The 15887-nt window shown below is 63.0% G+C and carries 14 protein-coding genes; 4 read left to right on the top strand and 10 right to left on the bottom strand.

Annotated elements, in window-relative coordinates; all coding sequences use genetic code 11:
• Nucleotides 1-167: 167 nt before the first annotated feature.
• Entirely contained in the window at nucleotides 168-1496 is a 1329-nt protein-coding gene (locus tag NKJ80_RS10105) for a DNA polymerase IV (protein ID WP_023667579.1), read from the bottom strand.
• A 67-nt stretch (nucleotides 1497-1563) separates the two neighbouring features.
• Here NKJ80_RS10105 and NKJ80_RS10100 point away from each other — a divergent pair, with 67 nt between their 5' ends.
• Both NKJ80_RS10100 and NKJ80_RS10095 read left to right on the top strand, forming a co-directional pair.
• Nucleotides 1564-2139, top strand: coding sequence for a GNAT family N-acetyltransferase (locus NKJ80_RS10100; RefSeq protein ID WP_023729854.1), 576 nt, complete (start codon nucleotides 1564-1566; stop codon nucleotides 2137-2139).
• Nucleotides 2140-2239: 100 nt separating this feature from the next.
• On the top strand, nucleotides 2240-3727 hold the full coding sequence (locus NKJ80_RS10095) for a hypothetical protein (RefSeq protein WP_023710629.1): 1488 nt from the start codon (nucleotides 2240-2242) through the stop codon (nucleotides 3725-3727).
• A 24-nt stretch (nucleotides 3728-3751) separates the two neighbouring features.
• Here the strand turns inward: NKJ80_RS10095 and NKJ80_RS10090 are convergent, their stop codons facing one another.
• Both NKJ80_RS10090 and NKJ80_RS10085 read right to left on the bottom strand, forming a co-directional pair.
• Complete coding sequence (locus NKJ80_RS10090) at nucleotides 3752-4405, bottom strand: hypothetical protein (protein ID WP_023710628.1); 654 nt, start codon at nucleotides 4403-4405, stop codon at nucleotides 3752-3754.
• Nucleotides 4402-4701, bottom strand: a complete 300-nt coding sequence (locus NKJ80_RS10085) for a DUF3572 domain-containing protein (protein ID WP_023691161.1) — start codon at nucleotides 4699-4701, stop codon at nucleotides 4402-4404. The genes NKJ80_RS10090 and NKJ80_RS10085 overlap by 4 nt, the downstream gene beginning before the upstream one ends.
• Before the next feature lie 239 nt (nucleotides 4702-4940).
• Here NKJ80_RS10085 and NKJ80_RS10080 point away from each other — a divergent pair, with 239 nt between their 5' ends.
• Nucleotides 4941-5312: a response regulator gene (locus NKJ80_RS10080; protein ID WP_023667574.1), complete on the top strand. Its 372-nt coding sequence runs from the start codon at nucleotides 4941-4943 to the stop codon at nucleotides 5310-5312.
• A gap of 24 nt (nucleotides 5313-5336) precedes the next feature.
• The gene (locus NKJ80_RS10075) at nucleotides 5337-6710 is read left to right on the top strand and encodes a PleD family two-component system response regulator (protein ID WP_023701189.1); all 1374 of its coding nucleotides are present in this window, start codon (nucleotides 5337-5339) and stop codon (nucleotides 6708-6710) included.
• A 408-nt stretch (nucleotides 6711-7118) separates the two neighbouring features.
• Here NKJ80_RS10075 and rpmG read toward each other — a convergent pair whose 3' ends face one another.
• From rpmG to topA, 7 genes are all read right to left on the bottom strand, one after another.
• Nucleotides 7119-7286, bottom strand: a complete 168-nt coding sequence (gene rpmG / locus NKJ80_RS10070) for a 50S ribosomal protein L33 (protein WP_006201775.1) — start codon at nucleotides 7284-7286, stop codon at nucleotides 7119-7121.
• A gap of 322 nt (nucleotides 7287-7608) precedes the next feature.
• On the bottom strand, nucleotides 7609-8064 hold the full coding sequence (locus NKJ80_RS10065) for a YqfO family protein (RefSeq protein ID WP_023688312.1): 456 nt from the start codon (nucleotides 8062-8064) through the stop codon (nucleotides 7609-7611).
• 116 nt (nucleotides 8065-8180) lie between these two features.
• Nucleotides 8181-9356: an MFS transporter gene (locus NKJ80_RS10060; RefSeq protein WP_352497503.1), complete on the bottom strand. Its 1176-nt coding sequence runs from the start codon at nucleotides 9354-9356 to the stop codon at nucleotides 8181-8183.
• 79 nt (nucleotides 9357-9435) lie between these two features.
• Complete coding sequence (locus NKJ80_RS10055; RefSeq protein ID WP_023714243.1) at nucleotides 9436-10176, bottom strand: NUDIX hydrolase; 741 nt, start codon at nucleotides 10174-10176, stop codon at nucleotides 9436-9438.
• 87 nt (nucleotides 10177-10263) lie between these two features.
• Nucleotides 10264-10716, bottom strand: a complete 453-nt coding sequence (locus NKJ80_RS10050; protein WP_031194788.1) for a DUF983 domain-containing protein — start codon at nucleotides 10714-10716, stop codon at nucleotides 10264-10266.
• Entirely contained in the window at nucleotides 10716-13022 is a 2307-nt protein-coding gene (rnr, locus tag NKJ80_RS10045) for a ribonuclease R (RefSeq protein WP_023744817.1), read from the bottom strand. Before rnr ends, NKJ80_RS10050 begins: the two co-directional genes overlap by 1 nt.
• Nucleotides 13023-13026: 4 nt before the next feature.
• Nucleotides 13027-15690 (bottom strand): type I DNA topoisomerase, encoded by a 2664-nt coding sequence (topA, locus tag NKJ80_RS10040; RefSeq protein WP_023695425.1) that lies wholly within the window; start codon nucleotides 15688-15690, stop codon nucleotides 13027-13029.
• Nucleotides 15691-15887: the final 197 nt, after the last annotated feature.

The raw sequence follows: 15887 nt of genomic DNA, 5'->3' as shown, positions 1-15887 counted from the left end.
GTCTCGGCATTCGCTGGGCGGCGGAGGTCAATGGCGATCGCAAGGCGCGGTTGACGGTCGAGAAAACCAGCGGCGACGGAATGCGGTTGACCGTTACCGACGTCGATCCGAAAACCGGCAACAACGTGGTGACGAGCCGCATCGATCTCAAGCGTATCTAAGCCGTCTCACTCCTCGATCGGCTCCGGCGGGTTGGCGTTGCGGCCTTTACCGAAGGTGTAGCCGGTTTCCACCGCCTTCTTGCCGAACTTGTCGCGCAGCGTATCGATGGCGCTTTCGGCCATGGCGCGCTTGCGCGAGCCGACGTCGACGAGATCGGGCGGATCGGCCTTCTCGTCATCCGAGAGATCGCTGACACCGATGCCGAGCAGCCGGTACTTTGTCCCGTCCGCCTCCTTGCGCAACAGGTCGAGCCCGGTCTGGAAAATACGGTCGGCCAGCCTTGTCGGGTCGCCGAGCTGGCGGTTGCGGGTGCGCAGCTTGAAATCCTGCGTCTTCAGCTTCAGCACCACGGTGCGCCCGGCAATGCCTGACTTCTTCAGCCGCGCCGAGACCTTTTCCGACAATCCCCTCAGCACTGGAACCAGTTCGCCCATTTCAGCTATGTCGGTGTCGAAAGTGGTTTCGGCCGACACACTTTTCGCATCCTGGTCGGGATCGACACGGCGGTCGTCCTGGCCGCGCGAGAGATGGTAGAGCCGGGTGCCCATCACGCCATAGCGGCGCATAAGATCGGCGCGCTCCATGCGCTGCAACTGGGCGATGCTGCGGATGCCGTCGCGTTCTAGCGTTGCGGCAAAAGCCTTGCCGACGCCCCAGATCAGCGTCACCGGCTGTTCGGCCAGGAAACCCAGCGCCTCGGCTTCGCCGATCACCGAAAAGCCGCGCGGCTTGCGGAAATCGGAGGCAACCTTGGCCAGGAACTTGCAGTAGGAAAGGCCGGCCGAAACGGTGATGCCGATTTCCTTTTCGACGGTCTGCGCAAAGCGTGCCAGCACCACTGCCGGCGGCATGCCGTGCAGGCGCTCGGTGCCGGCGAGGTCGAGAAACGCCTCGTCGATGGAGAGTGGCTCGACCAGCGGCGTCAGCGCCTGCATCAGCGCGCGGACCTCGCGGCCGACGCGGACGTATTTCTCCATATTGGGCGGGATGACAACCGCTTCCGGACAGGCTTCGAGCGCCTTGAACATCGGCATTGCCGAGCGCACCCCCTTGATGCGGGCGATGTAGCAGGCGGTGGAGACGACGCCGCGCTTGCCGCCGCCGATGATCAGCGGCTTGTCCTTCAGCGCCGGATTGTCGCGCTTTTCGATCGCCGCATAGAAGGCGTCGCAATCGATATGCGCCAGATGCAGCTGGTAGAGCTCGGGATGGCGGGTGAGTCGAGGGCTGCCGCAACGCTCACAGCGCCTGGTATCGCTGCGCTGAAAGGTCAGGCAGTCGCGGCAAAAACCGTGCTCGGGATTGTTGACAGGGGCCGCCATCGCTGCGAACATAAAGAGAACAGATGCAATGGTACGTCAGGACGGAAGCCGCCACAAGCGGTTAGCCGGGAGATAACTCATGAGCACGACCATAGCGCCGCTGGCGCCCGACCTGTGGGCGGATTTCGAGGATCTTTTCGGCAAGCAGGGCGCCTGTTACGGGTGCTGGTGCACGCATTTCCGGATGGCGCCGGCGGTCCGGCGGGCCAGCGACAAACAGCGCAACAAGGATCATATCAAGGCGCGCATCGAGGCAGGGCCGCCGCCGGGGCTTTTGGCTTTCGAGGACGGCATAGCGGTCGGCTGGATGCAGATCGGCCCGCGCGCCGACGTGCCCGAATGGAACAATCGGGGCAGGGGCTCGGCGCCGGTCGATCCAACCGACGCCGTAGATCCCGGCGTCTGGGCCATCTCCTGCTTCTTCATCCGCGCCAGCGCGCGCGGCCGGGGCGTCAGCCACCGCCTGGTCGAGGGCGGCATCGCTTTTGCCCGCCAGAACAAGGCGCGGCTGGTCGAGGCGTGTCCGATCGACGTGTCGCGCGATTCGCGTTCGATCGGGCTATTCGTCGGCTCGTCGCGTGTGTTCGAAAAGGCCGGCTTCGAGCGGCTCCTCGAACGCAAGGCCGGCCGGCCGCTGATGCGGCTTGTGCTGTAGTCTAATTACCCGTCGGCGTTTGTTGATGTCCTGTGGAAACTGTAGGTTGGTTTCATAGCAGACGAACGAAGCGTTCCTTTTTGGTCAAATGGAGAATTTTGTGAACCGTGTCTTGCCGCTTGCTTTCCTTCTCGCCCTCAGCGCTCCTGCCTTTGGCCAGGCTGTCGATGCCCAAGGTGCCAAGCAACTTTCCGATGAGCTCTCTCGCTATGTCGGCAAACAGGCGCTCAATGAAGGCATTTTGAAGATCTCAGCCGAGGAGGGTGCCTACAAGATCACCTTCGATGTGAAGGCGCTTGTGGCGAAGATGCCGAAGCAGGATCTGAAGCGGTTCGATTTCCCGCCCGTCACGCTGCGGGTCAAACCGCGCAGCGACGGAGGCTGGGATGTCGCCTCGGATTTCTCTACGACTGGGTCCATCGAGGTAAATGGCCCAAATGGCCTGAACACCGGGCAAATCGTTGTCAAGGATGGCAAGTTCACGGGCGTCTATGACCCGAAACTGGCGGCATTTACCAGTGGCACCAGTTCGATTGCGGGCATGACGATGACGTCGCGCCAAGTCAGTCAATTGACCAATTTGAGCGTGGGGCTGGGCTCTTCCAAATTTGACGCCAGCAAGTCGGCTAACGGCGGCGTCGATCTTAATTTCACACAGGCGATGGCGGACTTCGTCGAAACGGTCAAAATCGATGACCGGTCAATCGCAGCGCTCCGGGCACCGGAGCTCGCTGTGAACGTGACCGCTAAGGCCATTCAGACCAAGCCGCTTCTGGATCTTTTGGCGTTCGCCGTCGCCCATGAGGACGAGGCCCGGCTGAAGGCCGATCAAGCAGAGTTCAAAACGCTTCTGCTCGGTGCGCTGCCGCTATGGGAACGGATCGATGGGACCTACGCATTCAAAAACCTTGCCATTGAAACATATGCCGGCAATTTCGGCGCGGCGCAGCTGAACACCGTTGTCGGCATGGACGGCATCACCAAGGACGGCAAGATCAGCTACGCATTCAAGGTTTCCGGCCTGACAATACCGCAGCAGATGCTGCCCAGTTGGACCGTTGCGTTGCTGCCGACGGATCTCGACCTGAATTTCGGCGGCGCCAACATCGATCTCGACAGTATGGCTCGGAAAACCATAGAAACCCTCGATTTCAGTAAGGATCCACCGCTTCCGGCAGATTTCGGCGATGAGATTTCCGCCGATTTCTTGGCCAAGACACCAAAGTTCGTGCTTGGACACAGCACGGTCAAGAATGGTGACATTGAGGTCGCCATGGAAGGCGAAATGACCTTCCCCGACAAGAAGCCCGATGCCAACGTGACGATCGACGTGACCGGCTACGACAAGATCGTGGCAAGCCTGCAGGAGGCGGCGAAGACGGACCCGCAGGCCTCGCAGGCTTTTACCGGCGCGCTGGCCATCAAGGGATTCGCCAAGACGCTGCCGGGCGGTCGTATCGAATGGGTGATCAACGCCAGGCACGACGGGTCGGTGACGGTCAACGGCGCCATGCTGAAGGGGCCTGATCCGGTCGTGGAAGACAACACCGATCAGGATGCGAGCCCTGGGACAGCAACGAAGCCCTGAGCGCTGGACTCAGAGGCGACTAACTCAGAGCCCGAGCGCGCTTGCGATCTTCGGCGCGGCCTCGTGCCAGTCCTCGACGGAGATGACGTCGTCCGGCACCGGCGGCAGGAAGGCGCGCAGCGAATTGTCGGCCATCAGGTGGAAGAGATGGGCGTCGGCAACCGAGTTGCGTGCCGAGATGAGGTTGGCGGGCTGGTCGTCGACAAAGACCACCGGCCGGCCCTTGCTACCACGCAACTTGGCCACCGCCGGTCCCTTGGCCATCTCGGTGGTCAACAGCGGATAGGGCAGCCCGAGCGCATCGAGATGAGCGCGGCGCGCCGCGCGATGCCGATGCGGCATGGCGGTCAAAAGGACGATCTCGGCGCGGTCGCCGAGGCTGGCAAGCGCTTGTTCGGCACCGTCGGTGACGCTCTGCCAGTCGGCCTGCGTATCGAAGAAATCTCCGAGAAGTGCCGTCACCTCCGGCTGTTCGATCAACCGGCCGCTCGCCGTTTCGGCAATGTTGCCGGTGAGACGGAACGAGGCCAGCGTCAGGCCGAAGCCGCGCGATTTCAGGAAATGCGGAAACGGCCGGATGAATTCGAGCACGACATCGTCGACATCGAGGATCAGCAGAGGCCGGTCGTCGGCTGCAAGTTCGGCGATCTGGCGTGCCGTCTCGGGATCGTCGCTCATATCGAATGCTCATGGTCGTCGCCGCCAAGAGGCAGCGCGCGCAACGCCTTGCCGACTGAGGCAGGCGGGGTGCCGGTTTCCTCGGCAAAGCGCAGCAAGGTCGGCTCGTGGGCGAGGATGAACTGCAGCACGCCGGCAAGGAATCCCGGTTCGGCCGCGGCGCGGCGGATGGCGGACGCCTCGATGCCGGTGATGGCCAGGAAGCGCGGCAGGAGTTCGGGGTCGGCGGCGACGAAGCCCAGTGCCTTCACGGCAATGGTTTCCGCTTCCTCGCGCATTGACGCTGCGTTTGCCATCACTACCTTCTCGTTGCGGAAATGAGTCTCTTTTCCGCAGTAATCGCAAGCGTCGCCTGCGGCAAGCCACAGCCCCGATCCAATGTGGTTTTCGAGGTGGAATCCGAATGGCTTTTGCCGCTTCGGGTTTCCATTTCGTCAATCATATTGCCTTAAGGGTGAGCGAGGGTTTGGTGTGCTTCGACAAGGGCGCATAGCGGCAGGGCTTCGGGCAGAAGCCTGGCCGGGACGGGAAATCGATGCCTAAGAAGGTCATGATCGTCGAGGACAACGAGCTCAATATGAAGCTCTTTCGCGACCTCATCGAAGCCAGCGGTTATGAAACGGTGCGCACGCGCAACGGGCTCGAGGCGCTCGATCTGGCGCGCCAGCACAGGCCCGACCTGATCCTGATGGACATCCAGCTGCCCGAAGTGTCGGGGCTGGAAGTGACGAAATGGCTGAAGGAGGACGACGACCTCCATTCCATTCCGGTCATCGCCGTCACCGCCTTCGCCATGAAGGGCGACGAGGAACGCATTCGCCAGGGCGGTTGCGAGGCCTACATCTCCAAGCCGATCTCGGTGCCGCGTTTCATCGAGACCATCAAATCCTATCTCGGTGATGCCTGATGCCTTCAGCCGGAGCCTTGTGACATGACCGCGCGGATCCTCGTCGTCGACGACATCCCTGCCAATGTCAAACTTCTCGAGGTTCGGCTGCTGGCCGAATATTTCGAGGTGTTGACGGCCTCCAACGGGCCGGACGCGATCGAGACCTGCGAAAACGGCAAGGTCGATGTCGTGCTGCTCGACGTGATGATGCCCGGCATGGACGGGTTCGAGGTCTGCAAGCGGCTGAAAAGCGATCCGGCGACCGCGCATATACCGGTGGTCATGGTGACCGCGCTGGGCCATGTTGCCGACCGGGTGCGCGGCCTCGAGGCAGGCGCCGACGACTTTCTCACCAAGCCGGTCAACGATCTGCAACTGATGACGCGAGTGAAGAGCCTGGTCAGGCTGAAGTCGCTGACCGACGAGCTGCGGCTGCGCGCATCGACCACCCGCAACATCGGCATCGAGGCGCTGTTGAGCCGCAGCTTCGCGTCGGAGGACGCCACGCCGAAGGTGCTGTTGATCGACGAGCGCAAATCGTCGGTTGAGCGCATCCAGAACATGCTGCGCGGCAGCGCCGAGCTCGACATTGCCACCGATCCGCATGCCGGCTTCTTCCAGGCCGCCGAGGCGCCCTATGAGTGCGTGCTGATCTCGACCGGTTTTACCGATTTCGATCCGCTGCGGTTGTGTTCGCAATTGCGTTCGCTCGACCGCACCCGCTTCCTGCCGATCATCCTGATTGCCGACGAAGGCGAGGAGGGCCGCATCATCAGAGGCCTCGAACTCGGCATCAACGACTATCTGATGCGGCCGATCGACCAGCAGGAGCTGACGGCGCGGCTGCGCACGCAGGTGCGCCGCAAGCGCTACAATGACCAGCTGCGCGCCAGCGTCACCCAGACCATAGAGATGGCGGTGACCGACGCATTGACCGGGCTGCACAACCGCCGCTACCTCGACAGCCATTTGCAGACGCTGTTCGACCGCGCCGTGGCGCGGCGGCGGCCTCTGTCTGTGATGATCACCGATCTCGACCGCTTCAAGACCGTCAATGACTCGCATGGCCATGACGGCGGCGACGATGTGCTGCGCGAGTTCGCAAGGCGGCTGCGCAAGAACGTCAGGGGCATCGACCTTGCCTGCCGCTTCGGCGGCGAGGAATTCGTCGTTGTGATGCCGGACACGGACGGCGCGGTGGCGGAGAAGGTTGCCGAGCGCATTCGCGCCGAAATCGCCCAGCTGCCCTTTGCCATCGGCCCTGAAGGCAAGGCGATCGAAGTCACGGTCAGCGTCGGCGTGTCATCGGTTCTGAAGGGCGCGGACACGGTCGCGGCTTTGATGAAACGTGCCGACGTGGCGCTCTACGAAGCCAAAAGTGGCGGCCGCAACCGGGTCGTCGCCAAGGCAGCGTAGGCTAGAACACCGATTATGCAGTCAATCGGACAGGGTTAGGAATTTACCTTAATCCAAGCGATTCGGCAGGCTTGGTTAAGAAACTATTGATTTTCAAACATTGTTGCGCAAATGTGCGGTGCAAGAACAAGGGCGATGCGGGCACGAGGGTAGACAGCCGCATCGCTTCGCCGAATACCCCATGATGCTCAGGTCCGCCGCATCTCCTGGGTCCGTGGGGTCGGCCGGCCGGCGCTGGCACATAGTGGCCTCCTCGTACCGCTGCCATACGCCGACCGGCCCCCTTTTTTGCCAAAAAATGAGATGAGCACTTCGCGCCAAACAGCGGAGGGTTCTGGCTTTCGGGGCCTTGAATCAAAAACGCCGCCCGAAGGGGCGGCGCTTTTGACAGAGCGTATGAAAACCAGATTACTTGATCTTGGTTTCCTTGAACTCGACATGCTTCTTGGCGACCGGGTCGTATTTGCGGAACGACAGCTTGTCGGTCTTGGTACGGCTGTTCTTGCTGGTCACGTAGAAGAAACCGGTGTCGGCGGTCGACAGAAGCTTGATCTTGATGTTTGCGGCTTTGGCCATTGTATCAGTCCGTTATGTTCGTGGGGTTTTGGCCGCTGGAGCGGGGGAAAACACCCGGACGCGGGAAACTTGGCGCGACACATAAAGAACGTGCCCGGAAAGTCAAGCCCGACGCCTTGCCATGTCGTAAGCACATGAGTTGTCCGGATTAGGTAGCACATGGGTGTCCGGTTTTATCACCGGCTCGATGGAGGCTGAGGCTCAGGGCGTTCGAATCTTGAAAAGCCAAGCAATTGGCTTTTCGTCCGCTACGAGGCCGCTTCTCACCCCACAAGGAGAGAAGGTAAGGTCGCTGTTGCTCGCCCTCAGCGGGGCCGGATTTCTAGGCTTCTTCCTTAACTGGAAGCGCTTTCTTCCAGTCCCCGGTCGTGTTCCACCAGCGATTCGGATTGGCGCGGTCGTCCAGGCCCTTGGAGCGGCTGGCGAGGATTGGCTGGATGCGGATCACCGGCTCCTGGTAGGAATGCGCCTGGAAAATCGCCTCGACGACGCGGGCGGCGAGCACCTGGTCGTCGGGCAACTCGAACGAGACCTCGACGGTGCCGGGGCGGCGGCGCAGTTCGGTTTCGACCCCGGCGGCTGCACCTTCCAGCGGTCGGTAGCGTTCGATGCCGTGCGCCGTTTGATAGGCGTTGCGGTCGTATTTGCCCATTGCCAGCGGCGCGATCGCGACCACGGCGTCCATGATGCGGTCGACATCGGCTGCCGGGGCCTGGAAGCTGACAAGCAGCAGAAGCGTCATGCGCAGAGATGTGGTTTCAAAGCCGCTGTCGATCATCGCCGTATCCTCAAACTCGGGTTTTTTGGGACACCCTTTTAGCTGAGGTCTCCTGACACGGTTCTGTCAGCAGCGGCGACATCCCGTCAGGATTGCGCAGGCTGGCGACGGACAGGCTACCAGATCTTGCGGATCAGCCTGGCGCTGACCAAGGCGATATAGGCGGCAAAGAACAGGCCGAGCGACCAGCCGAAGCCGGAGGGCCCGAAGGCATCCATGCCGATGCCGATCGCCTGCGGGCCAAGCACCATGCCGACGCCGTAGCAGAGCACGAAGGCGGCGTTGGCCGAGGCCAGTTCATGGCCGGAGAGCTGCGAGCCCAGATGGGCAAGGCCGATCGTGTACATGGCGGCCACCACGCCGCCCCAGACGAACAGAAGCGCCGCCATCAGGTGCCAATTGCCGGCGAAGAACGGCATGAAGATGGTGCCGGCAAATCCGACCGTGGCGCAGGCCAAAAGCAGATAGCGGCGGTCTGAGACGCGGTCGCTGATCATGCCGATAGGGATCTGCAACAGCACGTTGCCGAGGCCGATCATGGTGAGCAGGAGGGCTGCATCCGCCTCGGAATAGCCGATGCGGTTGCCATAGACGGGGAACAGCGCAAAGCCGCCGGTCTCGACGGCGCCGAACACCAGCACGGCGGCGGTCGCTGTCGGCACCAGCCAGATGTAGCGCAGGAAGTTGCTGGTTTCGGCGTCAACCACGATTGTGGGACTTTCATTCCGTGCGGCCAGCACCGGGATTGCGGCCAGCGCGACCAGGACGATGATGACGCCGAACGGCAAGAAGCCGGTGCTGCCGATATGGGCGAAGATCCATGGCCCGGCGGCGAAGCCGAGCGACAGCACGGTGGCGTAGATGCCGAGCACCAGGCCGCGCCGGCGCGGCGGCGCCGAGGTGCTGATCCAGAATTCCGACAGGATGAACAGCACCGTCAGCGCGATGTGCAGCACGATGCGTAGTGGGAACCACATCCAGAAGTCCGGCGCGAAGTGGAAGCCGACAAAGGCGAGCGCGCCGGCGGCGATCATGGCGATCATCGTCCAGGCGACGCCGAAGCGCATCGCCAGCGGCGTGGCCAGCGGGGCGCCGGCGATCGAGGCGAGGCCGGCGACCGCGGTGTTGAGGCCGATCATCGATGCCGAGTGGCCGCGGCTCTCGAGAATAACGCTGAGCAGCGGCATGCCGAGGCCTATGGCGATGCCGACGACGCTGATCGACGAGATCGCGGCGATCATCGGTAGCCAATGTACGCGCTCGTCGCCCTCTTGCTGGGTATCGACCGTCATGTGATGCCTGAATACTCTGTCTGTTTGATATTGCGTAATTCCGGACGGAAAACCGCGTCACACTTTTCCTGGAATTGCTCTAAAGAATTTCGCGAACGAAGCGGTTGCGGACAAGCCGGTAGAACGGCACGGACCCACCGGGTCGCAGGCGCGGATCGCCGGCAAGCCGCGTCTCCAGCTCCTGCAAGATCGTTCGGGTGATGTCGGGGATATCGGCCTCTCTGGCCTTGGCAAGCGGCAGCCAGACCAGTTCTTCCAGCTCATTGGTCGGGCCGCCACCCGGCAGTTCCACGGCGACATCGCTGCGCCAGGCGCTGAAGAAGCGGGTGTCGAAACGACGCACGCGATTGGGCGGGGTGATGGCGCGGGCGATGAAGCGCAGCGGCGCCAGCGAAGGCTGGACGCCGTGCTCGACAAAGCCCTGCCAGTCGCGCTTGTCGGTTGCGAACGAGCCTTTGCGGCCGATGAGCAGGCCGGCTTCCTCATAAGTCTCGCGGATGGCCGAGAGCGCGATGGCACGGGCCCGCGACGGGCTGATGCGGCCGACGCCGGCCGTCAGCCTGGCTTCTTCCTCCGGGAGCAATGGGGTGGCAACGGCTATGCGGCTGTCGGCCGAATCGGTGCGGCCGCCGGGAAAGACGAACTTGCCGGGCATGAAGGCGTGGCCTGCATGGCGCCGGCCCATCAGCACCAGAATCTCGTCGCCCTCGCGGTCGAGCAGGATCAGGGTGGCGGCATCGCGCGGGCGTATGGGCAGGCCGCTGTGGGCGGCTGCGCCACGGTCCATCCTGCTGACTTCCGCCTTGGTCATACCTTCCATGCGCAGGACCTAGCGGAAACTTCTGGCAAACGAAAGTGGCCTTTCACGGTCGGCATGTTGCGCCAGGCGACATTGCCCTGACGCAAACTAGGTTCCGGGATGCGGCTCGGTGCCGTCTTTTTCGCCGCCGAAGCCGTGCATATAGAGCGCCCATTGCAGTCCGATGACGGCGCCCTTGACCGGTTGCAGCAGAGCGACCGACAGCACGATGGTCAACGGCACCCAAATGGCGATGTGCTGCCACATGGAGAGCGTCGAGGTCGCCTCAACGCCCATGAAGGCGCCGAGAACGATGTGGCCGACAATGACGATGACGAGATAAGCGGGCAGGTCGTCGGCGCGGTGGTGGTGGAACTCCTCACCGCACACGGCGCATTTGTCGACACTTTTGGTGAAGCCGGCGAACAACCTGCCTTCGCCGCAATGCGGGCAGCGGCCAAGGGCGCCGCGCTTCATCGCCGTCCACAGCGGGCGGGCGACTCGGCCCGAATGATGTTCGCCGCCGAAAACCTGCTTCTGGATTCCCATTTCGCTTGCCATTATCGTCTCCTGCCGCGCGACCCCGGGCGCGATTGCGACGCGCGGGCGCGGCCTTTTGCCTTGTGAAACGACCGTTTGGAGCCGGGCAGGGGCTTCGGGTCGGTCAGCATCTCGAAACGCATCGCGCCGGCCATAGGCGCCACCTCGATCAGGCGAACCTCGACGCGGTCGGCAAGCTGATAGCCCTTGCCGGTGCGTTCTCCGAACAGCGATCGCGCGGTTTCGTCATATATATAGTAATCGCCATCCAGACTTGACACCGGGATGAAGCCATCTGCGCCAAACTGCGGCAATTGGACAAATAGTCCCGATTTGGTGACGCCCGAAATGCGGGCGTCGAACCGGTCGTCGATGCGCTCGGCGAGGTAGGCAGCGATCAGCCGGTCGACGGTGTCGCGCTCGGCCGCCATGGCGCGGCGCTCGGTGCCGGAGATCAGCACCGCGACGTCTTCCAGCCGCGTCTCTTCGTCCTGCGTCAGCCCGCCAGGGCCGAGCCCAAGTGCGGCAATCAGCCCGCGATGCACGATCAGATCGGCATAGCGGCGGATCGGCGAGGTGAAATGCGCGTAGCGCTTCAGGTTGAGGCCGAAATGGCCGATGTTCTTGGGCGAATATTCGGCCTGACTCTGCGAGCGCAGCACCACTTCGTTGACCAGCCCCTCATTGTCGGCGCCACGCACGCGCTCGAGAATGCCGTTGAACTGGGCGGGCCGCATCTGCGCGCCACGCGCCAGCGACAGGCCGAGCGTCTGCAGGAACTCGCGCAGCGATTCCTGCTTGGCCAGCGACGGCGCATCGTGGACGCGGTAGACCAGCGCCTGCTTCTTCGCTTCCAGCGTTTCGGCGGCGGCGACATTGGCCTGGATCATGAATTCTTCGATCAGCTTGTGGGCGTCGAGCCGCTCCGGGACGACGACGCGGTCGACGGTGCCGTCCGGCTTGAGCAGGATCTTGCGCTCGGGCAGATCAAGCTCGAGTGGCTGGCGGCCATCGCGGCCGCGCTTGAGGATGGCGTAGGCGTCCCACAGCGGCTTCAGCACCGTATCGAGGATCGGGCCGGTCTTGTCGTCAGGAAGGCCGTCTATCGCGGCCTGGGCCTGCGGATAGGCGAGCTTTGCCGCCGATTTCATCATGACGCGGTGGAAGGTGTGACGCAGCTTGCGGCCATCGGCGGCAAAAATCATGCGCACGGCAAGCGCGGGACGGTCCTGGCCTTCGCGCAGCGAGCACAGGTCGTTGGAGATGCGCTCTGGCAGCATCGGCACGACGCGGTCGGGGAAATAGACAGAATTGCCGCGTTTCAGCGCCTCGCGATCGAGTGCGGTGCCATAGCGGACATAGGCTGCAACATCGGCGATCGCCACCGTGGCGATCACGCCGCCGGGGTTCTTCTCGTCGAGGTCGGGCGTGGCGAAGACGGCGTCGTCATGGTCCTTGGCGTCGGCCGGGTCGATGGTCACCAGCGGCAGGTCGCGCCAGTCCTCGCGGTGAGCAAGCGTCGCCGGTTTTACCGCCTCGGATTCGGCGATGACGTCGGCCGGGAAGATATGCGGAATGTCGTGCGCGTGGATGGCGATCATCGAGACCGCCTTTTCGCTGGTCAGCGAGCCCAGCACCGCCACCACTTTTGCGCGCGGCAAACCATACCGGGAGGCCCGCGCGGGCTCGACCTCGACAAGGTCGCCGTTCCTGGCGCCGTTCTGGAATTCCTTGTCGACGATCAGTTCGGGCTGGCGACGTTCCACCGGCTCGATGCGGAAGGTGCCGTCCTGAAGGATACGAAAGACGCCCAGCACGGCATCTGTCCGCTTCTCGAAAATCTTCATTACGCGGCCCGTATAGGCGGGCCCGGTCGCATCGTCGGTCGGGAAGGTCTTGGCCAGCACACGGTCGCCGATGCCCGGCTGCGGGCCATTGCCGCCGCGCGAGACGCGGATCGAGACGACGGGCGGTTCGCCGGTGCCTACGGGCTCGGCAGGATGCGCCAGCAGGATGCCGTCGCCATCGCGGCCAAAAATGTCGAGTACGGCGACATGCGACAAGGCGCCGACACGGGCCAGCCGTTTGCGCTCCTTGGTCAGGATGCCTTCGTCCTGCAGGTCGCGCAGAATGTCCTTCAGCCAGATGCGGTCGTCGCCGCGCAAGGCAAACGCCTTGGCGATGTCGCGTTTTCCCGCGCGGTCGGGGTTCTCGGCGATGTAGCGCAGGATTTCGTCACGCGAGGGCCTGTAGTCGTCCTTGACCTTGGCCCTCGTGTCGGCGGTGCGCGGATCGCCGTGGCTTCTACCGGTGATCCTGCGCGCCACGCTGCTATCCCTTTTTCTTCGCCGCCGGCTTCTTGGTCGCCGACTTCTTGGCTGTGGTTTTCTTGCCAGTGGTTGTTTTGGCAGTGGTTTTCTTGGCTGTGGGGGCCTTGGCGGCTGCCGCCTTGCGGAACGGCTTCTTGCCGCCGCCCTTGGCTTCCTTCTCGGCGATCAGCGCCAGCGCGTCCTCGACGGTCACCGACTGCGGATCCTTGCCCTTGGGCAGTGTCGCGTTGACCTTGCCGTAGTTGACATAGGGCCCATATTTGCCATCGCGCACGACGATCTTGCCCCCGCCATCGGGATGGTCGCCGAGTTCCTTCAGCGCCGCCGCAGTGCCGCCATTGCGGCCGCCCTTGCCCTTCAGCTGCTTCTCGGCGATCACGGTGACAGCGCGGTTGAGGCCGATCGAGAACACATCCTCTATGCTGTCGACATTGGCATAGATGCCATCATGCAAAACGAATGGACCATAGCGGCCAAGCCCGGCGGAGATCATCTTGCCGGATTCAGGGTGCTTGCCGATATCGCGCGGCAGCGACAGCAGCGCCAAGGCCTTTTCATGGTCGATCGAGTCGGGCGTCCAGCCCTTGGGCAGGCTGGAGCGCTTGGCTTCCTTGCCGTCGCCGCGCTGGATATAAGGACCGAAGCGGCCTGAGCGCAGCGTGATTTCCTCTGCCGTGTAGGGGTCCTTGCCGAGGACCTTGGTGCCGTCCTCGCCGCCGCCATTCTCGCCATTCGGGTTGGCGGCATCGCCGAGTTGGCGGGTAAAGGAACATTCCGGATAGTTGGAGCAGCCGACGAAGGCGCCGAACTTGCCGAGTTTCAGCGACAGATTGCCGGAGCCGCATTTTGGGCAGATGCGGGGATTCGAGCCATCCTCCCGCGCGGGGAACACCAGCGGCGCCAGTTCCTCGTTCAGCGCGTCGAGCACGTCGGTGACGCGCAGTTCCTTGATGTCGGCGACGGCGCCGGAAAAATCTTTCCAGAAGTCACGAAGCACGTCCTTCCAGGCGAGCTTGCCGTCGGAAATCTCGTCAAGCTTTTCCTCGAGTGAGGCCGTGAAGTCATATTCGACATAGCGCTCGAAGAAGCTTTCGAGGAAAGCCGACAGCAGCCGGCCCTTGGCCTGCGGCACCAGCCGGCGCTTGTCGATGGTGACGTAGTCACGGTCTTCCAACGTCTTCAGGATCGCGGTGTAGGTCGACGGACGGCCGATGCCGAGCTCTTCCAGCTTCTTGATCAGCGACGCCTCGGAGTAGCGCGGCGGCGGCTCGGTGGTGTGCTGGGTGGCATTGATCGCCTGACGGGCCAGCTGCTCGCCGGCACGGATCTCGGGCAGACGACGGTTTTCCTCGTCTTCGGCGTCGTCGTCCTTCTGGTCGGTGTAGGCGGCGATGAAGCCGTCGAAGCGAACGACGGAACCGACGGCGCGAAGCTCCGCGGTGCGAGCGCCATTGACCGCCTCGATTTCGACCGTGGTACGCTCGATCTCGGCCGACTGCATCTGGCTGGCGATGGCGCGCTTCCAGATCAATTCGTAAAGCCGCAGCTGGTCGGAATCGAGATATTGCCTGACCGAAGCCGGCGTGCGCATGAAATCGGTCGGGCGGACCGCCTCGTGCGCTTCCTGGGCATTCTTGGCCTTGGCTGTGTACTGGCGCGGCTTTTCCGGGAGGTATCTTGGGCCGAATTCCTTGGCGATGGTGTCGCGGGCGGCGTCGATCGCCTCCGGCGCCATCTGCACGCCGTCGGTTCGCATATAGGTGATCAGGCCGGTAGTCTCGCCGCCGATCTCCATACCTTCATAGAGGCGCTGCGCCACCTGCATGGTGCGCGTCGCCGAAAAGCCGAGGCCGGACGATGCCGCCTGCTGCAGCGTCGAAGTGGTGAAGGGCGGGCCAGGATTGCGCCTTGTCGGTTTGGCTTCCACCGACAGAGCCTTGAAGGTCGCGCCTTCGAGCATGCCCTTGATATCGTCGGCCTGCGCCTTGCTGGCGATGTCGAGCTTCTGCAGCTTCTTGCGCTCGAACGCGGTCAGCCGCGCCTCGAAGCTGTCGTTACGTGGCGTGCCGAGGAGGGCAGCGATCTGCCAGTATTCCTCGCGGATGAAGCGCTCGATCTCGGATTCGCGGTCGCAGACCAGGCGCAGCGCCACCGACTGGACGCGGCCGGCCGAACGGGCGCCCGGCAATTTGCGCCACAGCACCGGCGACAGCGTGAAGCCGACGAGATAATCGAGTGCGCGGCGAGCCAGATAGGCATCGACCAATGGTGCATCGATCTGGCGCGGATTGGCCATCGCTTCCAGCACCGACGACTTGGTTATGGCATTGAAGACGACGCGGCTGACCGGCTTGTCCTTCAACACGCGCTTCTGCTTGAGCACCTCCAGCACGTGCCAGGAAATGGCTTCGCCCTCGCGATCCGGATCGGTGGCGAGGATCAGGCCATCGGCATCCTTGACCGCGTTGGCGATGTCGGTGAGACGCTTTCCGGAAGCGGTGTCGACCGCCCAGGACATGGCGAAATCCTCGTCGGGACGCACCGAACCATCCTTGGCCGGCAGATCGCGGACATGGCCGAACGAGGCCAGAACCTTGAAGTTCTTGCCGAGATACTTGTTGATTGTCTTTGCCTTGGCCGGCGATTCGACGACGACGACGTCCATGAGGTCTCATATCAGCTGTGGGGGCGGCAGAAGAATTCCGCTGCGTGACGCATTCAATTGGTCGCTCACATGGCCGCGCTTTTGCGATCGGTCAAGGGCAAGCGGCCAAAATGCGGAGGCGTGTGCCGCAATACACTCTTAGAGTGTATGGAGAAGATCACAAAATTTTTTGTCTGGGAGGGTTCGTGTTTCGAGCC

Source organism: Mesorhizobium sp. M0030 (genome assembly GCF_040323695.1).
Taxonomy (GTDB): domain Bacteria; phylum Pseudomonadota; class Alphaproteobacteria; order Rhizobiales; family Rhizobiaceae; genus Mesorhizobium.
Note: the sequence above shows the minus strand (reverse complement) of the source record. Positions and strands in the feature narration are given on the sequence as shown.